Origin of the sequence: Sphingobacterium alimentarium, from assembly GCF_004342685.1 — a bacterium.
Classification (GTDB): Bacteria; Bacteroidota; Bacteroidia; order Sphingobacteriales; family Sphingobacteriaceae; genus Sphingobacterium; species Sphingobacterium alimentarium.
Window position 1 is genome coordinate 1 of record NZ_SMBZ01000055.1, and the last position, 21354, is coordinate 21354.

Below are 21354 nucleotides of genomic sequence, written 5' to 3' on the forward strand. Positions count from 1 at the left end.
TTTGATGGCATTAAGAATCTGATCGTGGGGGTGACACCGCCCATTATCATTTTCGAACAGCATCTATTTTCGTTGCGAAGTGATAATATCCAGCTTTTCAAGTCGCTATTGATTAAAAATAGAGATATCATTCACGGTGCATTTGCGCTGACTGAAGATGGCAAGCGCGTGATTTTTAGATACACTTTGCAATTGCACAATCTGGATCAAAATGAATTTGACGCAGCGATAAATTCGCTTTCGCTTTTATTGAGTGAATACCACGAACAATTAATACAATTTTCAAAACAATAACTATAGTGATGAATATTTTCAAAAGACTTTTAAAAATTGGACAGGCAGAAATTCATGCTTTGGTCGATAAAATGGAAAACCCTATTCTTTTGATTGAAAAAGGAATAGAAGATATGAAACAGCAACTTTCGGAGTTGACGGAGGCATATATTACGAATAGAGCACAGATAATAAGGAGCGAAAATCTGGCGAAAAATAAGTTGAATGATGCAGAAAGCTATGAAGAGAAGGCGCTACTGCTATTACAGAAAGCACAAAAGCAAGAAATAGATTCCACGAAAGCAGATCAATTGGCATTGGAAGCATTAAGCATCAAAAAGAAATTGGCAGAAGAAGCGACAGAAATCACCACTCAAAGCGCAATTTTTGTTGAAAAAATTAATTTAATTAACAATAAAATAGATATATTAAAGTTCAATATTGCGAAGTGGGAAAAAGAACTCTCAACGCTAAAAGCCAAACAACGTATCAATAACGCTTCCGCGTTTGCTAACCAACAAATGGCCAATATAGACAACAACAGCACAATAGAGTTATTGGAAAAAATGAAATCCAAATTGGAAAATCAGGAAGCACACAATGAGGCCACTGATGAGATTAATCAGTTGCGTACCGAACAACAAATTGATTATTTATTGCGGAGTACAGATAATACACCGAAAGACGATTTGGAACTTTTAAAACAAAAAATTAAAAACTTATAAAATGGAAAATCTACTATTTCTGAATATAGGACCTGCTGAAATCTTACTAATTATGATTTGGGGGATTTTTATGTTGATTCCGTTGACTTTAATGATTATCGCATTTATAGATTTGTTCAAGCGTGATTTTAAAAATAACAATGTAGATAGGCTGTTAATAGGACTGATGATTTTATTAGCGCCATTCTTAGGATCGCTTATCTATATTATATCCATTCGTAAACATTATAAAATAAAAATCCCAGCATATTAATATGAAAAGATTCGAATATAAAACATTAAAAATTGAGCCTAGAGGGTTCTGGGGAAACAAACTTGATGCTGAGGAGATTGACAAAGTCCTCAATGAATTAGGCAGACAAGGATGGGAGATGGTCAGCATGCAAGACCTGTCTGTTAGTGGCAGTTCGTGGACATTCCACTATACTTTCAAAAGAGAAACCATTTAAACTCAAAACTATGACAGAAGTACTAAACATATTATTTAATCCGCTACCAAATGCAATTATGACCGTGCTGACGGCAGTTTCATTGCTATACTGGCTATTCACCATGATGATGGGCGATGGATTCGATTTTGGTACTGCAGATGTTAATGTGGAGTTTGAGGGTGTAGATATTCAAGATATTGATGGCGACACGGATGTGGATACAGATTCGGATGCGGAGCCGTCATTCTTCAGCAAAGCCATGGATTATATCAATATTGGAAAAGCACCTTTGATGGTGATTGTCACTTTATTCAAATTTATTGGCTGGCTGCTCACCATTACCGCTTCCCTCCTCTTCCATCTGGGTAATTATGGATGGAAGTCGGTTTGGATTCTGATTCCTGTATTGCTTTTCACCTATTTGCTTATGCATTATGTGACGATTCCTGTGGTGAAATTATACAAACAAGTCGGCTATTTGGGTGAAGAAGCACATGAATTCCTGGGAAGGACGGGTAAAATGAGATCTTCCATCCAAGGAGACAGTCTAGGATCCTTAGAAGTCAAGATACAGAATGATATCATCCGACTGAATGTCAAAAGCATCAACGGTGAGCCCATTCGATATGATGAGGAAGTGATCATCATGGAGGAAACAACCGATAAGAAATACTATTTAGTAAAGAAAAATATAACCTTAGATAATTTTTAATAAACACAAATAACATACAATGACTAATCAATTATTATTTATCGATGGACCAACAGGCATTGTGCTGATAGCCATAGGCGCTGTAGTCTTTATCATTTTTGCTTTTTTTGTGGTACTCAGTATGTTCTACAAAAAAATTCCGCAGGGAAAAGCAATTGTACGTACGGGTATCGGGGGAACAAAAGTTGCATTTAATAAAGGAATGTATGTCATTCCGGTTTTTCATAAAATGGAGATCATGGATATTTCTGTGAAAAAAATTGAAATTAACCGGATGCAAGGGGATGGATTGATCTGTAAGGACAATATCCGTGCAGACATCAAGGTGGCATTTTTTGTTCGTGTCAACAAATCGGTGGACGACGTAGTCAATGTAGCGCAAAACTTAGGCTGTGATCGAGCAAGTGACCCTGAAACATTAAAAAACATCTTTGAATCCAAGTTCTCAGAGGCCCTTAAAACGGTAGGTAAAAAGTTTGATTTTATCGAATTATATGAAGCCCGCCGCGAATTTAGAGATGAGATATTGAACATCATCGGCACTGACCTGAATGGTTATATATTGGATGACTGTGCGATTGACTATTTGGAACAAACAGAATTGAAATTCTTGAGTCCGGACAATATTTTGGATTCCGAGGGTATCAAAAAAATCACTGAATTGACGGCTAAACAAAATATGAACGCCAACCTCATCCGCCGTGAGGAGGAAAAAGTGATTAAAAAGCAAAACGTAGAAGCGCGTGAAGCAATCTTGGAACTGGATCGTCAATTGGCAGAAAAAGAAGAAAAACAGCGTCGCGAAATTGAAAATATCAAGTCTCGTGAGGAAGCTGAGATCATTAAAGTACGTGAAGAAGAACGATTAAAATCGGAAACGGTGCGTATCTCTACGGAAGAAGCCTTGGCCATACAAGAAGAGAACAAATTGCGTCAAATCATCATTGCGGAGAAAAATAAGTTACGCACGGACGCCGTAGAAACAGAGCGTGTAGAGAAAGACCGCGCCTTAGAAGCGACAGAGCGTGAACGCATCGTAACTTTAGCGCAGATTGACAAACAACGTTCGGTAGAGACAGAACAAAAATCGATTCAGAATGTCATCAAAGAGCGTGTACAATTAGAAAAAGGTGTAATTGAAGAGCAACAAGCTGTAAAAGATGTAGAAGTATTCCGTGATGTAGAACGTAAGAAACAAGCAGGCGTCATCGCGGCATCCCAAGAGGCGGAAGAGCGCTTAATTGCTACTGTCAAAGCAGCTGAAGCAGCAAAAATTGCGGCTGAGCAAGAAGCCGAGAAGAAAGTAATCGATGCTGAAGCGTCACGCAAGATAGCGGAGAAAAAAGCACAAGAGCTATTAATCGAAGCAGAAGCTAAAAAAGAAGCGTCGGCAAAAGAAGCGGAAGCGCGCAAAATCATTGCAGAAGCCAAAGCCAAAGAAGAAGCCGCAATCGGCTTGTCAGAAGCGGAAGTAATGGTTGCTAAAGCGGAAGCAGAAGAAATTCAAGGCACGAAAGAAGCGAATGTAATTGAGAAAAAAGCGGAAGCGTTACGCAAAGAAGGGCTTGCTCAAGCGGAAGTAGTACGCGAAAAAGCATTTGCGGAAGCAAAAGGTATTGAAGAAAAAGCTTCGGCCATGAAACAATTGAATGACGCTGGCCAATCACACGAAGAATTCAAGTTACAATTGCAAAAAGAGCGTGATATCGAGTTAGCACATATCAACATTCAAAAAGATATTGCAGGAGCACAAGCTTCGGTATTGTCTGAAGCCTTGAAGTCTGCGAAAATTGATATCGTGGGCGGCGAAACCATGTTTTTCGAGAATATTGTTCGTCAAGTGTCGAATGCAAAAGGTTTTGATCACTTGATTAATAATTCAAGCCACGCCATCGACATTAAAAATTCACTATTGGGACCAGATGGAAAAGGTGATTTGGCAGAAAAAGTGCGCTCATTGGCGGATAAGTATGGAATTTCTTCTACTGACATCAAAAATCTGACGGTATCAGCAGCATTAATCAAGTTGCAACAGGCTGCATCATCCGAAGATAATGAGGAAGATAAAGGCTTTATCAATTCGCTTTTCGGAATGGCTAAAAACCTGGGTATTTCTAACAAGAAATTGAACTAAAAAAGATAAAAAAATAATGTTCCAAGCATAGATTCATACCAAACACGTACACGCAATTATATATTCACATTGTTTTTGTAGTAAAGTTTAGAGAAACTGTAATTCATGATAGTTGGGAAGAACGATTACATAAATATATAATTGCGATTGTACAAAATAATAAATATAAGGTATTAGCCATCAATTCGGCCTTTGATCATGTTCATCTTTTTATTGGACTAAATCCAGCACAATCTATCGCAGCATTAATGCGACAAGTGAAACATGAATCATCTCAATTTATTAATACAAATAAATTGACGCCTACAATTTTTAGATGGCAAGAAGGATATGCAGCTTTTTGTTACAGTCATTCTCATATTCCAAATGTTATTAAATACATTGAAACACAAAAAGAACATCATAAAAAACTAACTTTCAGAGAAGAGTATATCAAACTTTTAAAATTATTCGATGTAGAATATAACAAGAAGTATATATTCAAAAATCTAGAATAAAGTTGCGTACCTAAAGGCACGCAACACATAGGAAACTTATTATTATAAAGGTATTGCACCTAAAGGAGCAGTTTTGTGTTAATAATATAAGTCAAAACTAAAACTTCATGATGATTCATAAAAACACTCCAAAGGAGTGTAAGCTATGTAACCAATGACAGAAGAAAATAAAACAACACTCCAAAGGGGTGAAACTCTAGATGCTGGAGCTTACGAAATTATTCGCAAGCGTCTCCTAACGCAACGTGATGAATTGGCAAGCCGTGTTGGCGATCTGAATCAGGCGCGCAAGGAGGTCTTCAATGCAACCAGTTTTGTATTGAAGGCAAATCAGCGCATCACTACCGAAAACAACTGCGTGGCGCGTGGGATTGTGGCCTTGGACAATATCTGTATTTTCGGCTACAATGTACATATAGGCTTGCGCAATGAGATCAAACTCGGAGATGTTTTCAGTATCTATACATTTGAAGACAATCATTTCATTCCACAGCCTCTTGATTTAATCAATGACCCGAATTTTATAACGGATTACCAGAATCTGTATAAATATTACCGCGATTCTATCTTTTCCAAATTCCGTCGCACGGAAAATTATTTATACATGATTTTCCAAACCAGCAAAAATGCGGAGGATCGAAAAGCTTTCAAATGGCTTATCAAGGGGGATCAGCTCATTTATCAAGATGATCGCAGCATACACGAAGTGAAACTACCGCTGCAACATGAATTCTCCTGGACAAAAACTACATTAGAAGACCGTCGTTTAGGTAAATTCTCCCATATTTCGATTTTGGACAAAGTCTTTATTGAAGCTTTGCACGGTGATATCACCTTTAAAATCGAAAACAATACCGATTCGGGCCAAGGCATTTATTCTGAAAAAGTAGCCAACACCGACCAGCAACTGGATGATGCCGATTATTACTATGCGGACTTGGGAAATTTGATAGTGATTCGAATCAAACCCTACCAAGAGGATTTCAGAGCTTATATTTATAATCAGCGCACAAAGGAGGTCGTGAATGTAAAAGCGCTTAATGAGTCCGCTATCTTGCTTCCCGACAACCAAGGAGTGATATTCTCCAATGGCTATTATTTGCAAAATGGGACCTATAAAGTTTTTGACAACAGCTTTGAAGGTGTTTCTTTTCTGCGGAGAATTGCTTCACCCAATGGGGAAGATTTTCTTTACATCTTTACACAATCGGAGACGAATACGTACATCTTGATGTCGTATAACATTATTCAGCAATCTGTCGAAACACCTATCATCTGTAATGGTTTCACCGTCTTTGATGATGGTTCACTCATCTATTTCCGCACCGAAGCAGATGCTACACGTCATCACCAGGTACAGATCTGGGAGACGCCGTACATGGCTGTGTTGCAAGAGAACCTAAATCGCCGTGATGATCCAGTGTATAAAGTCGGAAACAAACAGATTGTGCAGGCGATGGCGGAAGTGCAGGAAGTTATCCAATTAGTCAACAAAGAAGACAGCTACGAGGGACTTTATGAAGATATCCTGCGTAAGACCAACGCAATCTTAGACAGTTACTTTTGGTTGAAGGACCCTGCATTAAAAAATTTGAGCGCTCCGCTTCAGCAGATATCAGAAGTTGCGAATACCGCTATCGATGAGTTTGTAAAAGTTCAAGCGCTGCGTAAGCATGCTTTGGACGTAGTCGAACATACCGAGCAAAAGTTAGAAAATCTGCTTTTCAGTATAAATAGCACGACGATCGAAACATTGGATCAACTTGTGCATCTATTGGCTGATGCCCGGAAATTGCAAGGTGAAATCATTGACTTAAAGAATGTGAAATACACCGATGAAGCGCAAATCGAGGTATTAAAACAAAATATTGAAAAAATTGCAGATGAACTTTCAGAAAAGACGGTGACGTTTTTGCTGAAAGATGAAGCCCTCCTACCCTACGAGCAGCGCGTCCTAGATCAAAAGCAAAAAGTCGAACAAATCACCAAAGCTTTTGACGCTAAGGAGTTGGAACAAAGGAATACGGATATATCTTCGGAATTGGAGTTGCTGATCGACATCCTCAATAGCTTGAAAATCGAAGATGCTACACAAACCACAAAGATTATTGAGAAAATATCGTTGATATTTTCATCGCTCAATGAGGTGCGCGCACAATTGACGCGCAAACTCAGCACGCTACGCAGCAAGGAAGCTGTTGCCGAATTCTCTGCCCAACTAACCTTATTGGAACAATCCGTTTCCAATTACTTAGAGCTTTCTACGTCTGCCGACAAGGTCGATGAGTATTACACCAAAGTCGTTGTCCAGCTTGAAGAACTCGACAGTAAATTTTCTGAATTTGATGACTTTGCGTTGAAAATTGCGGACAAACGGGATGAAATTATCAAAGCCTTCAATGCTCGCCGAGAACAAATCGTCGAGCAGCTTAACAAACGTAGTTCTTCTTTAGAGCAAATTGGTCTTCGTGTGTTGAAAAACATCGAAAACAAATCGCAAACTCTCTCTTCGAGAGAAGAAATTTTAAGTTTCTACGCTTCGGATCTTATGATCAACAAAATTCGCGAACTCATCAGCGAATTGAAAACATTGAACGACGTATCCAAAGCCGAAAACTTAGAAAATCTCCTCAAAAAATCACAAGAAGATGCCTTACGTGTACTACGCGATAAGTCCGAACTCTACGTCGATGGTGAAAATTTCATATCCTTAGGCAAGCATAAATTTGCGGTCAATAGACAACCGCTCAGCTTAACGCTCCTTCGCCGCAATGAAGAGCTTTATTTTCACTTGACGGGAACTAGCTTTTATCAGAAAGTAAAAAACCAAGAGATTCAATTGTTTCAGGATATTTGGGAACAAGAGCTTGTGTCAGAAAACAAATCCGTTTACCGGGCTGAATATTTAGCTTATAAGACATTTTTGGCTTCACAAGGGCAGGAAAATTTTGATGCAGAAGCCTTCATCACCCAGACCGTTGAACAAAATTATTCTGAAAATTATGTCAAAGGGGTGCACAATGCAGATGCTTTGCTAATTTATCAATCCATCAAGGGAATGGATGATAAACTTGAACTCCTGCGGTACAGTCCATTGATGCGAGCGACGGCACATATCTTTTGGTTTACGTTAATGCCAGAAGTCCGTCAAAAGCTGAAAGCACTTATTCAGGCTACACAGAGCGTACTCCGGACCTTTCCCAATACCAAACGAGTGCAAAGTACCCTCGAAGAGATTGAAAAATATTTTCGCAGTTGGAATACGGCGATTCAAGTTAGCCAACTTGATAAGAAGCAAGTGGCCAAGTATCTTTTTGAAAGCCAATCTCAATTTGGCAAAATGGTTTTGAGCGAAAGTGCAGACCATTTGAAACAGGAATTTGTACGCGCATTGGAAAACAAGAAATCTTTAAAGGCTTTTCAAGAAGATTTGGAAAATGAGTTTTTCAATCTGGAAGATAAATATTATCTGATCCTCAATTGGCTTCACGCGTTTGTGGATGAAGATCATAAATACGAACCTTTGAGGCAACATATTGAGGAAGCAGCTGTTGAATTATTATTCCCGAAAGAAGAATACCAGTTACATTTTGCACATTCCTCAGCTTTATTGGAAGGATTGAAAGGCAATCATACAATTTTGGATGATGGCACACTCCATATTCACTACCATGATTTCATGGACAAATTGAGTCGGTTTGAGACGTGTAATGTGACGCGATTCAACGACTTTGCCCGCGTGAAGGAGCAACTTGTCAAGTCTTATGAAAAAGAGTTAAAAATCAATGAGCTTGAGCCAAAAGTTTTGACTTCATTTGTCCGCAACAAGCTAATCAATGAAGTTTATTTTCCACTCATAGGTAACAATTTAGCCAAACAACTAGGGGCCGCGGGAGACAACAAACGGACGGCAAGAATGGGTATGCTACTGCTCATCTCCCCTCCAGGATATGGTAAAACGACACTCATGGAATATTTAGCGAAGACCATGGGCTTACACTTTGTAAAAGTCAATGGACCTACCATAGGAAATTCTATCATGTCAATAGATCCTATTGAGGCCAAAACTTCTGGAGAGCGTGAAGAATTGAAAAAGATCAATTTGGCTTTCGAAATGGCAGATAACGTCATGTTATATTTAGATGACATCCAACATTTGAACCCTGAATTCTTACAAAAATTCATTTCACTTGCCGATGGTCAACGTAAGATTGACGGTATCTTTGATGGGGAGAGCAAGACCTACGACCTACGTGGAAAACGTTTTTGTATCGTGATGGCGGGAAATCCATATACCGAGTCTGGCTCCAAATTCCAAATTCCGGATATGTTGGCCAACCGTGCTGACGTCTACAACTTGGGGGATGTGATCGGTGATACGGAGCATTTGTTTAATCTCAGTCTGATCGAAAACGCAGCCATCGAAAATCCGCATTTAGAGAAAATCGCGAGTAAATCTTTCAAAGATTTCTATGCATTGATTGATTTTGTACAGCAAGGTGGAGAACAATTGCAAGACTTGGAAGGTAATTATTTGAAACAGGATATAGACAACTTTATTGCCGTACTACGACACGTATTTACAATCCGAGATGTAGTCATTAAAGTAAATAAAAACTACATCCAGTCTGCTGCTATGCAGGATTCTTATCGCACCGAGCCATCATTCAAAATGCAAGGTTCGTACCGCAACATGAGTAAATTGGTAACGCAAATCGTGCCCATGATGAACGATAAAGAGATTGAAGATGTAATTCGAGCACACTATGAGAGTGAATCACAAACATTGACCGCGGATACGGAAAGCAACTTACTCAAACTAAAAGAACTAGCTGGATTAATTTCACCAGAAGAACAACAACGCTGGGAAGACATTAAAACCATCTTCCGCAAAAACAATAAACATGGCGGATTAGGTAAGGATGACAAAGTATTTGCACAGCTTTTAGAATTTAATGAAAATTTAGAAGGAATTATTAAGGCTATTCAAAAGAAAAATTAATTTGAAAATTAGATAATTTGAAGATTTGAAGATTTGAAAATGCATTCGAAAGAGTGCATTTTTATATTATTAATATAGCAAGCTATAATAAAAAATGTGCTAATTACATATTCTGCAATACTTCAGCTACCACGAAATTAGATCCTCCTACAAAGATTAAATCACCTTCTTGATATGCCGCTTTTGCATCTTCAAATGCTTGCATTACTGTTCCTGATACTTTGCCTGCAAGCCCGACGAATGCAGCTTTTTCAGCCAACTCACCTGCTTCCATAGCTCTTGGCATATCTGGGTTAGAAAAGTAATAAGTAGCATCTTTCGGAAGGTAAGGAAGCATATGATCCAAATCCTTATCCTTCATGGCTCCGATAACGATGTGTAGATTTTTATAAGAAATTTCGTTAAGATTTTTTATTACTTCTTTGATACCATCTTCATTGTGGCCTGTATCGCAGATAATCAATAGATCAGAACTCAATGTCTGCCAACGGCCTTGTAAGCCTGTCAGCGTTTGCACATGTGCGAGTGCCTCCCGCAATTGCTCTTCACTTAGTGCAAAACCATTCTCACGAAGCTGATCGACAATCGCCAAAACGCCTACAATATTTTTTGTTTGATACGAGCCCGTCAAATCCAGATCGTAGCAATATACTTCACCCTCCTTTTCGACTTCAAGTGTCTGAAGCAAAGGATCTTTGTGAAGACGCTTCACAGTAATATATTGATCTGCAAAAGTTATTGGAGCTTGCTCCTGAACAGCTTTATCGATAAATACATCAGCGGTAATTTCATTCGTCTCCGATATGACGACCGGAATACCCGCTTTGATGATTCCTGCCTTCTCCGCAGCAATCTCTTCCAAGGTATCGCCCAAAAGATTCATGTGGTCCATACCGATATTGGTAATCAAGCATACTTCAGGGGTAATGATATTGGTACTATCCAATCTTCCCCCTAAACCTACTTCGATAATAGCTATATCGACCTCTTCCTTAGCAAAATAATCAAAAGCCATAGCTACAGTCGCTTCAAAAAATGAAGGCTTAATATGCTCGATAAGATCTTTTTGACTATTTACATAATCAATGACAAATTGTTCGGGGATTTGTTGTCCATTGATACGGATGCGCTCCCTGAAATCCAATAAATGTGGCGAAGTATACAAGCCGGTTTTGTACCCAGCCTGTGCCAATATAGCAGCCAACATATGCGAGGAGGAACCCTTGCCATTTGTCCCTGCTACATGTATTGTTTTGAATTTTTGATGGGGATTATCTAGCGCTTTGCAAAGTGCGATCGTGCGGTCCAAATCTTTTTTGTACGCCGAAGCACCATCTCTTGTAAACATAGGTAATCGACTATATAGATAATCGATTACCTCTGTATAAGTATTCATAATGATGAATTATCTTACTTTGAAATTAATTGTGACATGAACGATACGTCTGTCGGGCGCATTGGCAACAGTATTGAATTTTGCTTTACGCAATTCGCGCTCCAACATACTATATACTGTAGGTGACGAATAAGTAGTACCCCTGACACCTGGTCTTACATTGACAATGTTACCATTGCGGTCTACAGTAAGCTCACATACGACAACACCAGAGAATTGGCTTTTGTCATCAATGTTAGGTCTTACGGCCCAGTGTCTACTTGTTAGAGAAATCGGAGTATTACCAAATCCAGAACCACCTTCGCCGTAGTTAGATGCTAATGGGTCCCCCAAAGCGGAGCCTTGATTTCCCGGTCCACCACCTTCACCATCTCCAGAACCTTGACCATTATTTTTCTTACCCTTGTATAATGCGTTGGTATTGACAGCAGGTGTACTATTTTTTACCTCTTTCGTCGTTTCGGCAGCTGGATTTTTAACCGCTTTTTCTGTTTTGGTGACCGCAGGTGCATCTTCCATATCCTGTGTAGCTACAGCTTTGTCAGAGACCTGTTGTGTTGGTGTTGGTGTCGGCACTTCAGTAGGCACCACACGGTCAGGACGCACATTATTAGCATTTTCGTCCATGGAAGGCTCCTCAATGCTCATATAATCATCGCCAATACCTACATCCGAGGTACCATAATTTACCACGATACCACCCATTCCATATTCAGGAATAGAAGGCTGCCCAAAGACTATAAAAAAGCCTATTGCCACTAGAATAGCCATGACAATAGCCGAATAGCCGAATGCTTTGGGTAAATTATTCTCTTCTTTTATTTGATAATACATAACAACATTCTATTGAAATTTGAAAATTTACGTTCTCCAATTCGTATTAGACACACCTAAATCCAAATTGTCAAATTATCAATTTTTTTAATCCTTCTTTGGCTCCGTTGCAAGCACCAATTTTATCTTTAAACGATTAGCAACGTCCATCACAGAGATTACATTCTGAATAGGCACTGTGCTATCTGCATAAAGCATAATGGTGACTTCTTCACCTGCATTCATCTGCGCTTGCAAAGTTTGCTCCAACGCTTCCAAAGGCACTGTTTGCTTGTCGACATGGTAAGCTAAATCACCTGTAATCGATACAGTCACAGTTTTCTTCGCTACAGATTGTTCTCCCGCACTTGATTTTGGTAATAACAACTTTACTACCTGAGGATTTGCTACTGCGGAAGCCAATAGGAAGAACAACATCAAAAAGAACATGATGTCATTCAAGGCAGCCGTATGAACTTCGGCAGTGGGTTTCCCTCTTCTATTTCTTATATTCATGGTCTATCCGATTAAAATAAGTCTTCGATTAAACCCCTGGTTCGTCTAATAAATCAATAAATTCTACAGCTTCTGTTTCCATTTTTAGGATAAGACGCTCAACCATCATATTCAAAATATGGTAACCAATATAGGCCAAGATACCAATTGTCAAACCTGATGCTGAAGCGATCATTTTTACATAAAGACCTCCTGAAACTGTACCAATGTCGATACCACCTGCGATCTCTACTTCACGGAAAATCTGGATTACCCCAAAGATTGTTCCCACGAAACCAAGCATCGGCGCGATACCAGCAATAATTCCCAATATATTGATGTTTTTTTCTAAACGCGACACTTCTAATTTGCCGGCATTCTCGATTGCTCCTTCAATATCTCTGATAGGACGCCCCACACGTGTTAGTCCTTTTTGTAGCATACGTGCCAGCGCCGAGTTACTAGAACGACATACTGCAATAGCAGAGTCCAATTTGCCAGACAATACATTGCTCTTAATTTGCGCCATTAAGTTGCCGTCACTTTTCGAAGCGTTACGAATAGTAATGTAACGTTCTATAAAAATCACTAATCCTATAAAAAATAAGATGACGATTGGAATCATGATCCAACCACCCTTCATTAATAGTTGAATAAGATTTTGATCCTCTACCGCAGGAGCTAACTGAACTGCTTGTTGTTGAACTTGATTCAATGAATCAGTGACTAGGTTGTCTTGAAGAAATGACATAATATCTAAAACTATTTATTTATTGGTTTCTATTCTATTTATTTAACTACCGTCGGCCATGCGTCGGCTTTAATATTCTTTTGGACATAGCGTAGCGCAGAATCACGCTGTTCTTTTGTTGCATAGGTATCCCAAATTACCTTTTTCAGATTTTTATCAAGATTCGGGCTCAACACACGCACATGTGTATGACCTTTTTTATTGAATTCCTCTGCTTCTTCTTGCGCCAATATCAATTTGGCATGTGTGCCGATTACAATAGCAAATTTGTGATTCGGATTCTCTTCCATAACTTCAATTCCTGTCGAAGAGGGTGCTATTGAATCTGCAGCTGCAGTTATAATTAAAGTATCGTTTATGGCTGTCAAAGCGCTATCTAACTCCTGCGCGCGAGTATCCTGTGCTAATGTATCGGCGTTAGCCACCGCCGCGTCATTGCTAATATTTGTTTTGAACACATCGAAGTAATATAAACCACCCAATAAAAGCAGGGCAATAATACCAATTACGGCATAAGCCATACTATTGCTCTTTTTAGGACTTATCTCTTCCTGTTCTTCTTGAAGCGCGGTCTGCGCTGGCGCCACCGGATCCTGAATTACTGGCTCTGCCGGTACGGGTGCAATAGTTTCTTCTACAACGGGTTTTGAAGGTGATTCTACTGGAGAATCTTCTACGATGATCTTCTCCGCTTGTGACGCATCAACAATAATTTCTTCTTCTACTACGGGGTCATCAGCCACAATAGTTGCGACTTCATCCTCAATAGTCTCACTGCTTTCTGTTGATTCCTCTTGACGGAATGGATCTTCTAATGGCATAAACTGAAATCCACTCAGATCTATCGGTTTGAATATGAACGAATATCCATAAGCTACCAATTGCCCTAATTCTTCAAGATTAGCCTGTCCTTCGCGATGTATATTTTCCGCTAGCTTGTCCGTCTCTTGTTTTACAAAGTTTTCGGCAGCACTCCGATCCAACTGTTGACTTTGCTGAACATACAATGTATAATCATACCCATCCTCTGTGTTATGCTCAAATTCGACATAACTAATTGGAGGCAAGACAACTTTATGCTTGGCATCAAAAGACGCAGAGGTACGGACACGTCTAAACGTCCCTAAACCTTTTACAAAAACAGCTGAATGTCTTTTGAGTAACGCATGTATTTGTCTTCCTAAACTCATGTGCAATTATACGTTTTTATATGAGATGCAAAGTTATAATCTTATTTGTTAAAAAGAAAAATTAACACCACCTATCACATTGAAACCCAATCGTGGATAATATAGGTAGCGTTGGTACTCTCTATTAAAAATATTATTCGCTTTGATGAATATCCCTAAATTATTCATCGCTTTGTATTCGGCACCTGCACTTAGATCAAAAAACTCCGGAATAGAAACTTTGCGGTAAGTATTCTCAAGGCGAGCAGGATTCATGCTAACATCATAATCATAAGTCGCTGCCCAGCTTGAACCGTGGAACAAACCTTCAGCATCGATGTACAATTTCTCCGAAATATTAAATCTAGCGTTGGCCGCTAAACGCATTTTTGGTGTAAACCAAGCTTCCTCTTGCGTAGCCAGTGTGTATCCATCAATATTCAAGCGTCCTCCCAAGTTAACTAATTGCGATAAGCGCACATTAATCTCTCCTTCGATACCAAAATATTTCGTTTGATTATCCGAATCGCCATCATACACCAAATCAAAGCGGAAAGGTGCTTCTGCACTATTCAAAAATAATGGCAAACCTTCAATAGATTTGTACATCACTTTGGCTTTATATCCAAAAGTAGCACCTGCGTTGCCCTTGATACCACCGAAGATATTAAGACGCTCGACTTGATTTTGGAAAGTCTGACCTGGCCCTAAATACGGGTTGATCTGGGTAAGCTGTTTGTAAGATGCTTTTTTGACATTTCCATTCAATCCACCAAATAAATTGATGTATCCCGGTACTAACGAGAAGTCCACTTCTGCTGCTGGGAAGATATTGAATCTACTTTCATCCCCAAATTCCGAAACAATATTACCACCTAATGTAAGGGTATAATTCGCTCCTTTGAAGCTGATATAAGGATTAATAGTAGCAACGGAGTTCTTGAACTTATCTAGATTCGAACCTACACCTCCAATGCTGTTGTAATCTAATGCTACATTGGCACCGACGTTGAATGTACGAACACGTTTATTCAAATATCCAGAAAGAGCTATCGAATTTTCATTCGATTCGAACTTATCTTTATACGTATAGGCATCAATTTTGGCCGAATAAGAAACAGCCTCTTCATTGTTCGGATCGAAGTTGCTTGTCAATTCACCCGTCAAGTATATATCGTTAAATGCCTGCGCTTCTTTAGCGGGGTTTAATGGAAGATTATTCACATCCGTTCCGATACCATAAAAGCGAGTAGCATAACGATTGTAACCGACTAGACCATCAACCGTAAATCCATCGAGCACACGACGACCAAATACTCCGATCTCTTGTCTAGAGAATTTTTGTTGTTCTAAAGATCCTTTTTGATTCAAATGTTTTACGAATGCGCCAAAACGAAGGTTTTCATATTCTTCGTTAGCGATGTAGGCCTCACCCAAAATAGTTCCAAGATTACCAATACCCAATTTTACGTAATTGGAAGTGATATCTTGTGTACGGGTAAATGGCAACTCTTGTACGGTCAACTCTTTCAATCCAGTGTTTATATCCAACTTTTTGTCTGGAATATTTCCATAGCTAAGCTTAGGCATATACGCACGCTTATTGGTCATATCTGGACTACGACGAATCTTAACCGCATCAGCAAGAATAGGCTTATAATCACGGACTACATCGAAAGAATCTATCGTTACGGGTCTCTCCGGATCAACTTGCGCAAAGCCTTGTTGGCCCGCCCCCAATAACAATGCTACTAAAGCATAATTCTTAAATACTGTTTTATGCAATTTCATCTTATTTCCTATTTCTTGTTATTTAAGTTTCTGTAAACGCTCCTTAGCCGTTTTGATAATATCATCGGTCTGATTTTCATAATTCTCGATGATACTTTCTAATGTTGCTTTAGCTTGGAACTTGTCTCCTTTACCTGCATACGCATCCGACATCAAAATAAATCCTTTTGCAATCCAATAATCATATGATGAGAATGAATTAGCTATATCAAATGCGGACTCAATCGCTTTGTCGTATTGTTTTGCTTTCAGTTGTTGCTCTGCTACTAAGTAACGTGCTTCAGCTCCTGTTTCTGTCTTAGATTTTAGCGCTGCCAAATTTAGTTCTTTCGTAGCGTCTGCAGTTTTGTTTTGCTTCGTATATACTTTAGCTGCGTACAAGTGTGCTAAAGCAATATCCTCTTCAGATGATTTTTCGTATCCCTTGAGTATGTTGGCATAATTCAACGTTTCGAAGTCATCACCGATATTATAATAACTCAACAACAAGTTTTTGATGGCGAAGCCATAATTCTCTTTATACTCTGAAGTAAGCTCTAATTTTTTCAATACTTGTACCGCTTCGTTATAAGCCTTGTTGCGTAAGTGTAATTTAGACACACTTATAAGCGTTCTTTCGGTATATGCAGATGTCCAGTCATTCATGATAATATTAAAATCATGCAAAGCCTGTTGATCTTGTTTCAACTGCGCATAACTTTCACCACGGATATAACGAGCAAATTTCTCATTAATAGGTTTCGGAAACTTATCGAAGTAAGCATTTACAGCTTCTACAGCACCTGAATAATTACCGCGCTCGAATAGATTGCGTGCTATCCCAAAAGTATGTGCATCTTGCTCGGCTTGAGAAAGGTTACCAATATTCGTAGAGGTAGCGTAACGGATGTAACCGGAAGCATCTCCTTTATCCAAGTAAATATTTTCGATCGAACGGATTGCTTGCTTAGCCTCATCTGTTGTTGCATACTGACTCACCACTCTTTCGAATGTCTGGCGAGCTGCATCTGTATTGTCTTGATTATATTGCACCAAACCAATAGTTAATAAGGCGCGTGGCACATAAGAGCTTCGCGGATATTTTTCTACCATGGATTGCAAGCCCGTAATAGCCTTATCATAATCATTCATCATGAAATATGTGTACGGAATTTCGAAGGCCACGTCATCCGCATAGTTTGATTTTGGATATTTTGCAATCACCGAATTCAAGGTAGCAATCTTTGCATTATTATCACCTTGTAGTCCTTGGATGATTCCACGTTGGAACAAGGCGTAATCTTGGCTTTGCGCATTGGTGCTGATCAATCGATCATAGTAAGACATCGCTTTGCTATAATTTTTTGTCGCAAAATAAGAGTCAGCCAATCGTGCTATTGCGTCATTGCGCGTGTTCAGCTCGATACCATCTTTACCACCGCCCGCTAAGAAACGTTCGAAGTAATTGGCCGATGTATTGTAATTATCATTACGGAATGCCGCATATGCTAAAGCATAATTGGCATAGTGATATACATCTGTATTGCGCGCAGCAGGTAATTGTAAAAACTTATTGAAGTTTGCAACTGCCTCTTTGTACTTACGCACTTCGTACATGGCTTCCGCTTTCCAATATAATGATAAAGCATACACCTCTTCATCGTAGCGATTCGCTTCCGAACGCATAAACATCGAAATACCGTTTTCAAAAGCACGCTCATTATAGTACTCCAATCCACGATAGTAGGTTACCTTTTGGTAAGCAGCCTTCGCTTCTTTGGATGTCAATGGGAATGATTCTAATACATCCACCGCATTACGGTAGTTTTTGGTACTTAGCAATACCTCTGCTAGCAATGTTTTTGCTTCTTCGTTGCGTTTATTTGTTTTGTAAGTATCAAGATATTCTTGGATAGCGTCTAAGGCCACTTGGTGAAATTCAAGCTCATACGATAACTTCGCATAGTTGAACAAACCTTCTTCTTTGAGTTGAGGATCAAAATCAAGTTTTGAAGCTTTGAAGAATGCATTACGTGCACTCTGCTTATTTCCGGTTTTGATAAAAGCATCCCCCAGCGTAATCATCGCACTTTGGTAATATTCATCAGGGTCGGTCATTTTTTCCAACTCCGTAATCGCTTTCGGATAATCGCCTAATTTGTACGCGATATAACCTATTTGGTAGCTATCTTGATTGTTCTGCGTTTTGCCTTGATCCTGTGCTTGGAACTTATCGTAGTATTGTTTGGATTTGGCTAAATCACCTTTTATGAAATACGTGGCCGCGATAATACGAAACATTTCTGTTTCATAATCCTGCTTCGTAGTTTCTAAAATAGGCAAAGCATAGCTCAACACATCGTCGTAGCGCTTATCTAGAAAATATAAAGCGGTTATATAATACGGATATGTAGATTCGAAAGTTTTCGAACCATTAAGACGCTCAAATTCATTTAATGCAGTCTTATACTCCGCATCGAGGTAGCTCAAGTATGCATAGTAATAAATCGACGCTTCTTGATATTGACTATTTTCGTCTTTAAGTTTCTCAAAAAGTGGTTTTGCCGAAGCATAGTCGTTCGTCATGAATTGGGCATATCCCAATTTAAAACGATACTCTTGATTCTCCGAACCCGCCAAATTGCGGCTTTCAATCTTCGTAAACCATTCTATTGCTTTTGGATAATCTTTTTTAGCATAGTATGATCGTCCGATCTGAAAAAAAGCGGCTTTGGAATTAGAGCTGGCTGGATAGTCCTTGATATATTTTAGAAATCTACCTTCTGCATCGGTATCTCCCAATTCCAGTGCACATACTGCCTGATAAAAGCGTACACCTTCCTTTATCAAACTTAACTCTTCGGTTTCATCCAGTTGTAAAGATGATTTAGTACGAATCTCTTCAACTTTATCAAATTGTTTGGATGCTGAACTGAATTTACCGCGTTCGAATAGTTCTAAACCTGATTTATACGCTCTGTTTATATCTTGCCATGCACTTTGCTGACCAAATACAGGAACAGACATCAAGGTCAATGCAACACCCAATCCGTAAATCTTTTTGTACATAATGGTGTAATTTCTTTATCTAAATTTCTAAATACCTCCGCAGTGTCAATTTTCATTGCGATGTAGACACAATTCTTCAGTCTACTAAAATAGCAGTTAGGAAACAAGTTTTCCTCAAAAGTTGTTAACATCTGTTAGTAAACGACTTTTATCCTGCTAATTTTACGATTTTGAAGGAGTATCCCATATTATTTAACACTTTTTCACATTACCATATTTATAATCAATCGATAACCTAGAAAAAGCTATAAGCTTGATAATGAAACGGAGTTTTTTATTTCTCAAAAAATGCAGTACTAAACTGAGAAAAGAAAATCTATTTAGGTCACGCAATGAATCTATTTGTGATAATCTGCAATTAAAAATCTTTTGACTAAAATTCCATGACGCATTGAGCTACGCCACATAAAAAGCAAAAAAGAGAGGTTAAAAACCTTAACCTCTCTTTCCTGCTAATAAATACAATACGGCCATTCGGACCGCTACCCCATTTTCTACTTGATCTAGAATAATTGAGTGTTGGCTATCTGCCACGTCGGAAGTAATCTCTACCCCTCTATTAATAGGTCCTGGATGCATAATGGTAATTTCTTTATCCAAAGAGTCCAAAATCTCTTTATTTAATCCATACAACATGGAATATTCACGCAAGGAGGGGAAATATGCAATATCCTGACGTTCGAGCTGAATACGCAACATATTGGCAACATCACACCAGTTCAATGCTTTCATCAAGTCATGCTCAACTTTCACACCCAGCGAAGTGATATATTTTGGAATCAACGTAGTCGGACCACAGACCATCACTTCTGCCCCTTGTTTTTGCAAACACAATATATTGGACAAGGCTACACGCGAATGCAAAATATCGCCGATGATAGCCACCTTGCGACCTGCTACATCGCCATATTTTTCGCGGATAGAGAATGAATCCAATAAGGCTTGCGTCGGATGTTCATGCGCACCGTCGCCCGCATTGACGATCTGAGCGTCTACATGTTTGCTTAAGAATACCCCCGCTCCCGCATATGGATGACGCATCACAATCATATCCACTTTCATGGCTAGGATATTATTGACTGTATCAATCAATGTCTCCCCTTTGCTTACCGACGAAGATGACGCTGCAAAATTCACAATATCTGCTGATAGACGCTTTTCTGCTAATTCGAAAGAAAGTCGTGTCCGTGTAGAGTTTTCAAAAAATACATTCGCTATTGTTATGTCTCTTAATGAAGGAACTTTCTTAATAGGACGATTCAGGACATCTTTAAAATTTGCCGCTGTATCTAAAATTAATTGAATATCATGCTCAGTTAGGTCTTTGATGCCCAATAGATGGCGTGTACTTAACTGTTCTGTCGTTGTTGGCATTTTACTTTTATTTTTCGCTAAAAAAATTATTTCTTGTCCGTAATCAATACGATACTGTCTTCTTTATCTACCTCTTCCCAGCTGACAATAACTTTTTGAGAATCGATCGAATCGACCTGTATGCCAATATAATCGGGTTGAATAGGTATCTGTCTAGAGAATCTGCGGTCTACCAAGCACAATAGCTCGATGCGTCCTGATCGACCAAAGGCTTGAATAGCATCCATCGCAGAGCGAATAGTGCGGCCCGTCCAAAGTACATCATCTACAAATATCACGTTCTTGCCTTCCACGATAAAATCAATCTGCGTACTGTTAGCGAGCAATGGTGAATTGCCTTTGAGGCGAAAATCATCACGAAAAAACGTAATATCCAATATCCCTGTATCAACATCTTTGCCGATCATCTTTTTGAGCTCTTTCGCAATGCGCTTAGCCAAAAAAGTACCACGCGGCTGAATACCGATAATTGCTGAATTCGAGAAATCTCCGTGATTTTCAATCAATTGTTGACACAATCTTTTGATTGTAATTTGAAACTTGGGACCGTCTAATAAAATCGATTGTTTCATTATAGGATTATTTGGACAAAAATAGGCTTTTTTATTTACACTTGGAATAAAAATGTAAGTTCAAATCTGCTTAAACAAATCGAGTAGGAAGATAGGGATTATTTCCCTATCTGTCCTCTCACACCACCCGGCATACGGATCCGTACCAAGGCGGTTTGTTAGAATAACGTC

The 21354-nt window shown here is 39.0% G+C and carries 17 protein-coding genes; 8 read left to right on the top strand and 9 right to left on the bottom strand.

Annotation, left to right across the window (positions count from 1 at the left end; all coding sequences use genetic code 11):
• From EDC17_RS14880 to EDC17_RS14915, 8 genes are all read left to right on the top strand, one after another.
• The coding region (locus EDC17_RS14880) for a type III secretion system chaperone family protein (RefSeq protein WP_132778834.1) at positions 1-294 on the top strand (294 nt) is incomplete at its 5' end.
• An 8-nt stretch (positions 295-302) separates the two neighbouring features.
• Positions 303-998 carry a PspA/IM30 family protein gene (locus tag EDC17_RS14885; RefSeq protein ID WP_132778835.1) on the top strand — a complete coding sequence of 232 codons (696 nt, stop codon included), beginning with the start codon at positions 303-305 and terminating at the stop codon, positions 996-998.
• 1 nt (position 999) lies between these two features.
• Positions 1000-1251 carry a PLDc N-terminal domain-containing protein gene (locus EDC17_RS14890; RefSeq protein WP_132778836.1) on the top strand — a complete coding sequence of 84 codons (252 nt, stop codon included), beginning with the start codon at positions 1000-1002 and terminating at the stop codon, positions 1249-1251.
• A gap of 1 nt (position 1252) precedes the next feature.
• The gene (locus EDC17_RS14895; RefSeq protein ID WP_132778837.1) at positions 1253-1447 is read left to right on the top strand and encodes a DUF4177 domain-containing protein; all 195 of its coding nucleotides are present in this window, start codon (positions 1253-1255) and stop codon (positions 1445-1447) included.
• A 10-nt stretch (positions 1448-1457) separates the two neighbouring features.
• Positions 1458-2141, top strand: coding sequence for a hypothetical protein (locus EDC17_RS14900; RefSeq protein WP_132778838.1), 684 nt, complete (start codon positions 1458-1460; stop codon positions 2139-2141).
• Positions 2142-2160: 19 nt separating this feature from the next.
• Positions 2161-4275: a flotillin family protein gene (locus EDC17_RS14905; RefSeq protein WP_132778839.1), complete on the top strand. Its 2115-nt coding sequence runs from the start codon at positions 2161-2163 to the stop codon at positions 4273-4275.
• A 35-nt stretch (positions 4276-4310) separates the two neighbouring features.
• Positions 4311-4772, top strand: a complete 462-nt coding sequence (gene tnpA / locus EDC17_RS14910; protein WP_132778850.1) for an IS200/IS605 family transposase — start codon at positions 4311-4313, stop codon at positions 4770-4772.
• A gap of 154 nt (positions 4773-4926) precedes the next feature.
• A complete protein-coding gene (locus EDC17_RS14915) occupies positions 4927-9774 on the top strand; it encodes a DNA repair ATPase (RefSeq protein WP_132778840.1) in 4848 nt (1615 codons plus the stop codon).
• A 103-nt stretch (positions 9775-9877) separates the two neighbouring features.
• On the opposite strand, the gene EDC17_RS14920 is transcribed toward EDC17_RS14915, so the two are convergent.
• The 9 genes from EDC17_RS14920 to pyrR form a co-directional block, all read right to left on the bottom strand.
• Positions 9878-11170, bottom strand: a complete 1293-nt coding sequence (locus tag EDC17_RS14920) for a bifunctional folylpolyglutamate synthase/dihydrofolate synthase (protein ID WP_132778841.1) — start codon at positions 11168-11170, stop codon at positions 9878-9880.
• Positions 11171-11179: 9 nt separating this feature from the next.
• The gene (locus EDC17_RS14925; protein ID WP_132778842.1) at positions 11180-12004 is read right to left on the bottom strand and encodes an energy transducer TonB family protein; all 825 of its coding nucleotides are present in this window, start codon (positions 12002-12004) and stop codon (positions 11180-11182) included.
• 87 nt (positions 12005-12091) lie between these two features.
• Positions 12092-12499, bottom strand: a complete 408-nt coding sequence (locus EDC17_RS14930) for an ExbD/TolR family protein (RefSeq protein WP_132778843.1) — start codon at positions 12497-12499, stop codon at positions 12092-12094.
• A gap of 28 nt (positions 12500-12527) precedes the next feature.
• The gene (locus tag EDC17_RS14935; protein WP_132778844.1) at positions 12528-13229 is read right to left on the bottom strand and encodes a MotA/TolQ/ExbB proton channel family protein; all 702 of its coding nucleotides are present in this window, start codon (positions 13227-13229) and stop codon (positions 12528-12530) included.
• Between the two features lie 38 nt (positions 13230-13267).
• Positions 13268-14419 carry an HU domain-containing protein gene (locus EDC17_RS14940; protein WP_132778845.1) on the bottom strand — a complete coding sequence of 384 codons (1152 nt, stop codon included), beginning with the start codon at positions 14417-14419 and terminating at the stop codon, positions 13268-13270.
• Between the two features lie 48 nt (positions 14420-14467).
• On the bottom strand, positions 14468-16189 hold the full coding sequence (locus tag EDC17_RS14945) for a TonB-dependent receptor (RefSeq protein WP_132778846.1): 1722 nt from the start codon (positions 16187-16189) through the stop codon (positions 14468-14470).
• Between the two features lie 18 nt (positions 16190-16207).
• Entirely contained in the window at positions 16208-19237 is a 3030-nt protein-coding gene (locus EDC17_RS14950) for a tetratricopeptide repeat protein (RefSeq protein WP_132778847.1), read from the bottom strand.
• Between the two features lie 435 nt (positions 19238-19672).
• Positions 19673-20611 (bottom strand): aspartate carbamoyltransferase catalytic subunit, encoded by a 939-nt coding sequence (locus EDC17_RS14955; protein WP_132778848.1) that lies wholly within the window; start codon positions 20609-20611, stop codon positions 19673-19675.
• A 26-nt stretch (positions 20612-20637) separates the two neighbouring features.
• Positions 20638-21183 (bottom strand): bifunctional pyr operon transcriptional regulator/uracil phosphoribosyltransferase PyrR, encoded by a 546-nt coding sequence (pyrR, locus tag EDC17_RS14960; RefSeq protein WP_132778849.1) that lies wholly within the window; start codon positions 21181-21183, stop codon positions 20638-20640.
• Between the last annotated feature and the right edge of the window lie 171 nt (positions 21184-21354).

Excerpts from the sequence above, each read along its gene's own strand:
- EDC17_RS14885 (WP_132778835.1), top strand. The coding sequence starts at position 303 with ATGAATATTTTCAAAAGACTTTTAAAAATTGGACAGGCAGAAATTCAT.
- EDC17_RS14890 (WP_132778836.1), top strand. The coding sequence starts at position 1,000 with ATGGAAAATCTACTATTTCTGAATATAGGACCTGCTGAAATCTTACTA.
- EDC17_RS14895 (WP_132778837.1), top strand. The coding sequence starts at position 1,253 with ATGAAAAGATTCGAATATAAAACATTAAAAATTGAGCCTAGAGGGTTC.
- EDC17_RS14900 (WP_132778838.1), top strand. The coding sequence starts at position 1,458 with ATGACAGAAGTACTAAACATATTATTTAATCCGCTACCAAATGCAATT.
- EDC17_RS14905 (WP_132778839.1), top strand. The coding sequence starts at position 2,161 with ATGACTAATCAATTATTATTTATCGATGGACCAACAGGCATTGTGCTG.
- EDC17_RS14915 (WP_132778840.1), top strand. The coding sequence starts at position 4,927 with ATGACAGAAGAAAATAAAACAACACTCCAAAGGGGTGAAACTCTAGAT.
- EDC17_RS14920 (WP_132778841.1), bottom strand. The coding sequence starts at position 11,170 with ATGAATACTTATACAGAGGTAATCGATTATCTATATAGTCGATTACCT.
- EDC17_RS14925 (WP_132778842.1), bottom strand. The coding sequence starts at position 12,004 with ATGTATTATCAAATAAAAGAAGAGAATAATTTACCCAAAGCATTCGGC.
- EDC17_RS14930 (WP_132778843.1), bottom strand. The coding sequence starts at position 12,499 with ATGAATATAAGAAATAGAAGAGGGAAACCCACTGCCGAAGTTCATACG.
- EDC17_RS14935 (WP_132778844.1), bottom strand. The coding sequence starts at position 13,229 with ATGTCATTTCTTCAAGACAACCTAGTCACTGATTCATTGAATCAAGTT.
- EDC17_RS14940 (WP_132778845.1), bottom strand. The coding sequence starts at position 14,419 with ATGAGTTTAGGAAGACAAATACATGCGTTACTCAAAAGACATTCAGCT.
- EDC17_RS14945 (WP_132778846.1), bottom strand. The coding sequence starts at position 16,189 with ATGAAATTGCATAAAACAGTATTTAAGAATTATGCTTTAGTAGCATTG.
- EDC17_RS14950 (WP_132778847.1), bottom strand. The coding sequence starts at position 19,237 with ATGTACAAAAAGATTTACGGATTGGGTGTTGCATTGACCTTGATGTCT.
- EDC17_RS14955 (WP_132778848.1), bottom strand. The coding sequence starts at position 20,611 with ATGCCAACAACGACAGAACAGTTAAGTACACGCCATCTATTGGGCATC.
- pyrR (WP_132778849.1), bottom strand. The coding sequence starts at position 21,183 with ATGAAACAATCGATTTTATTAGACGGTCCCAAGTTTCAAATTACAATC.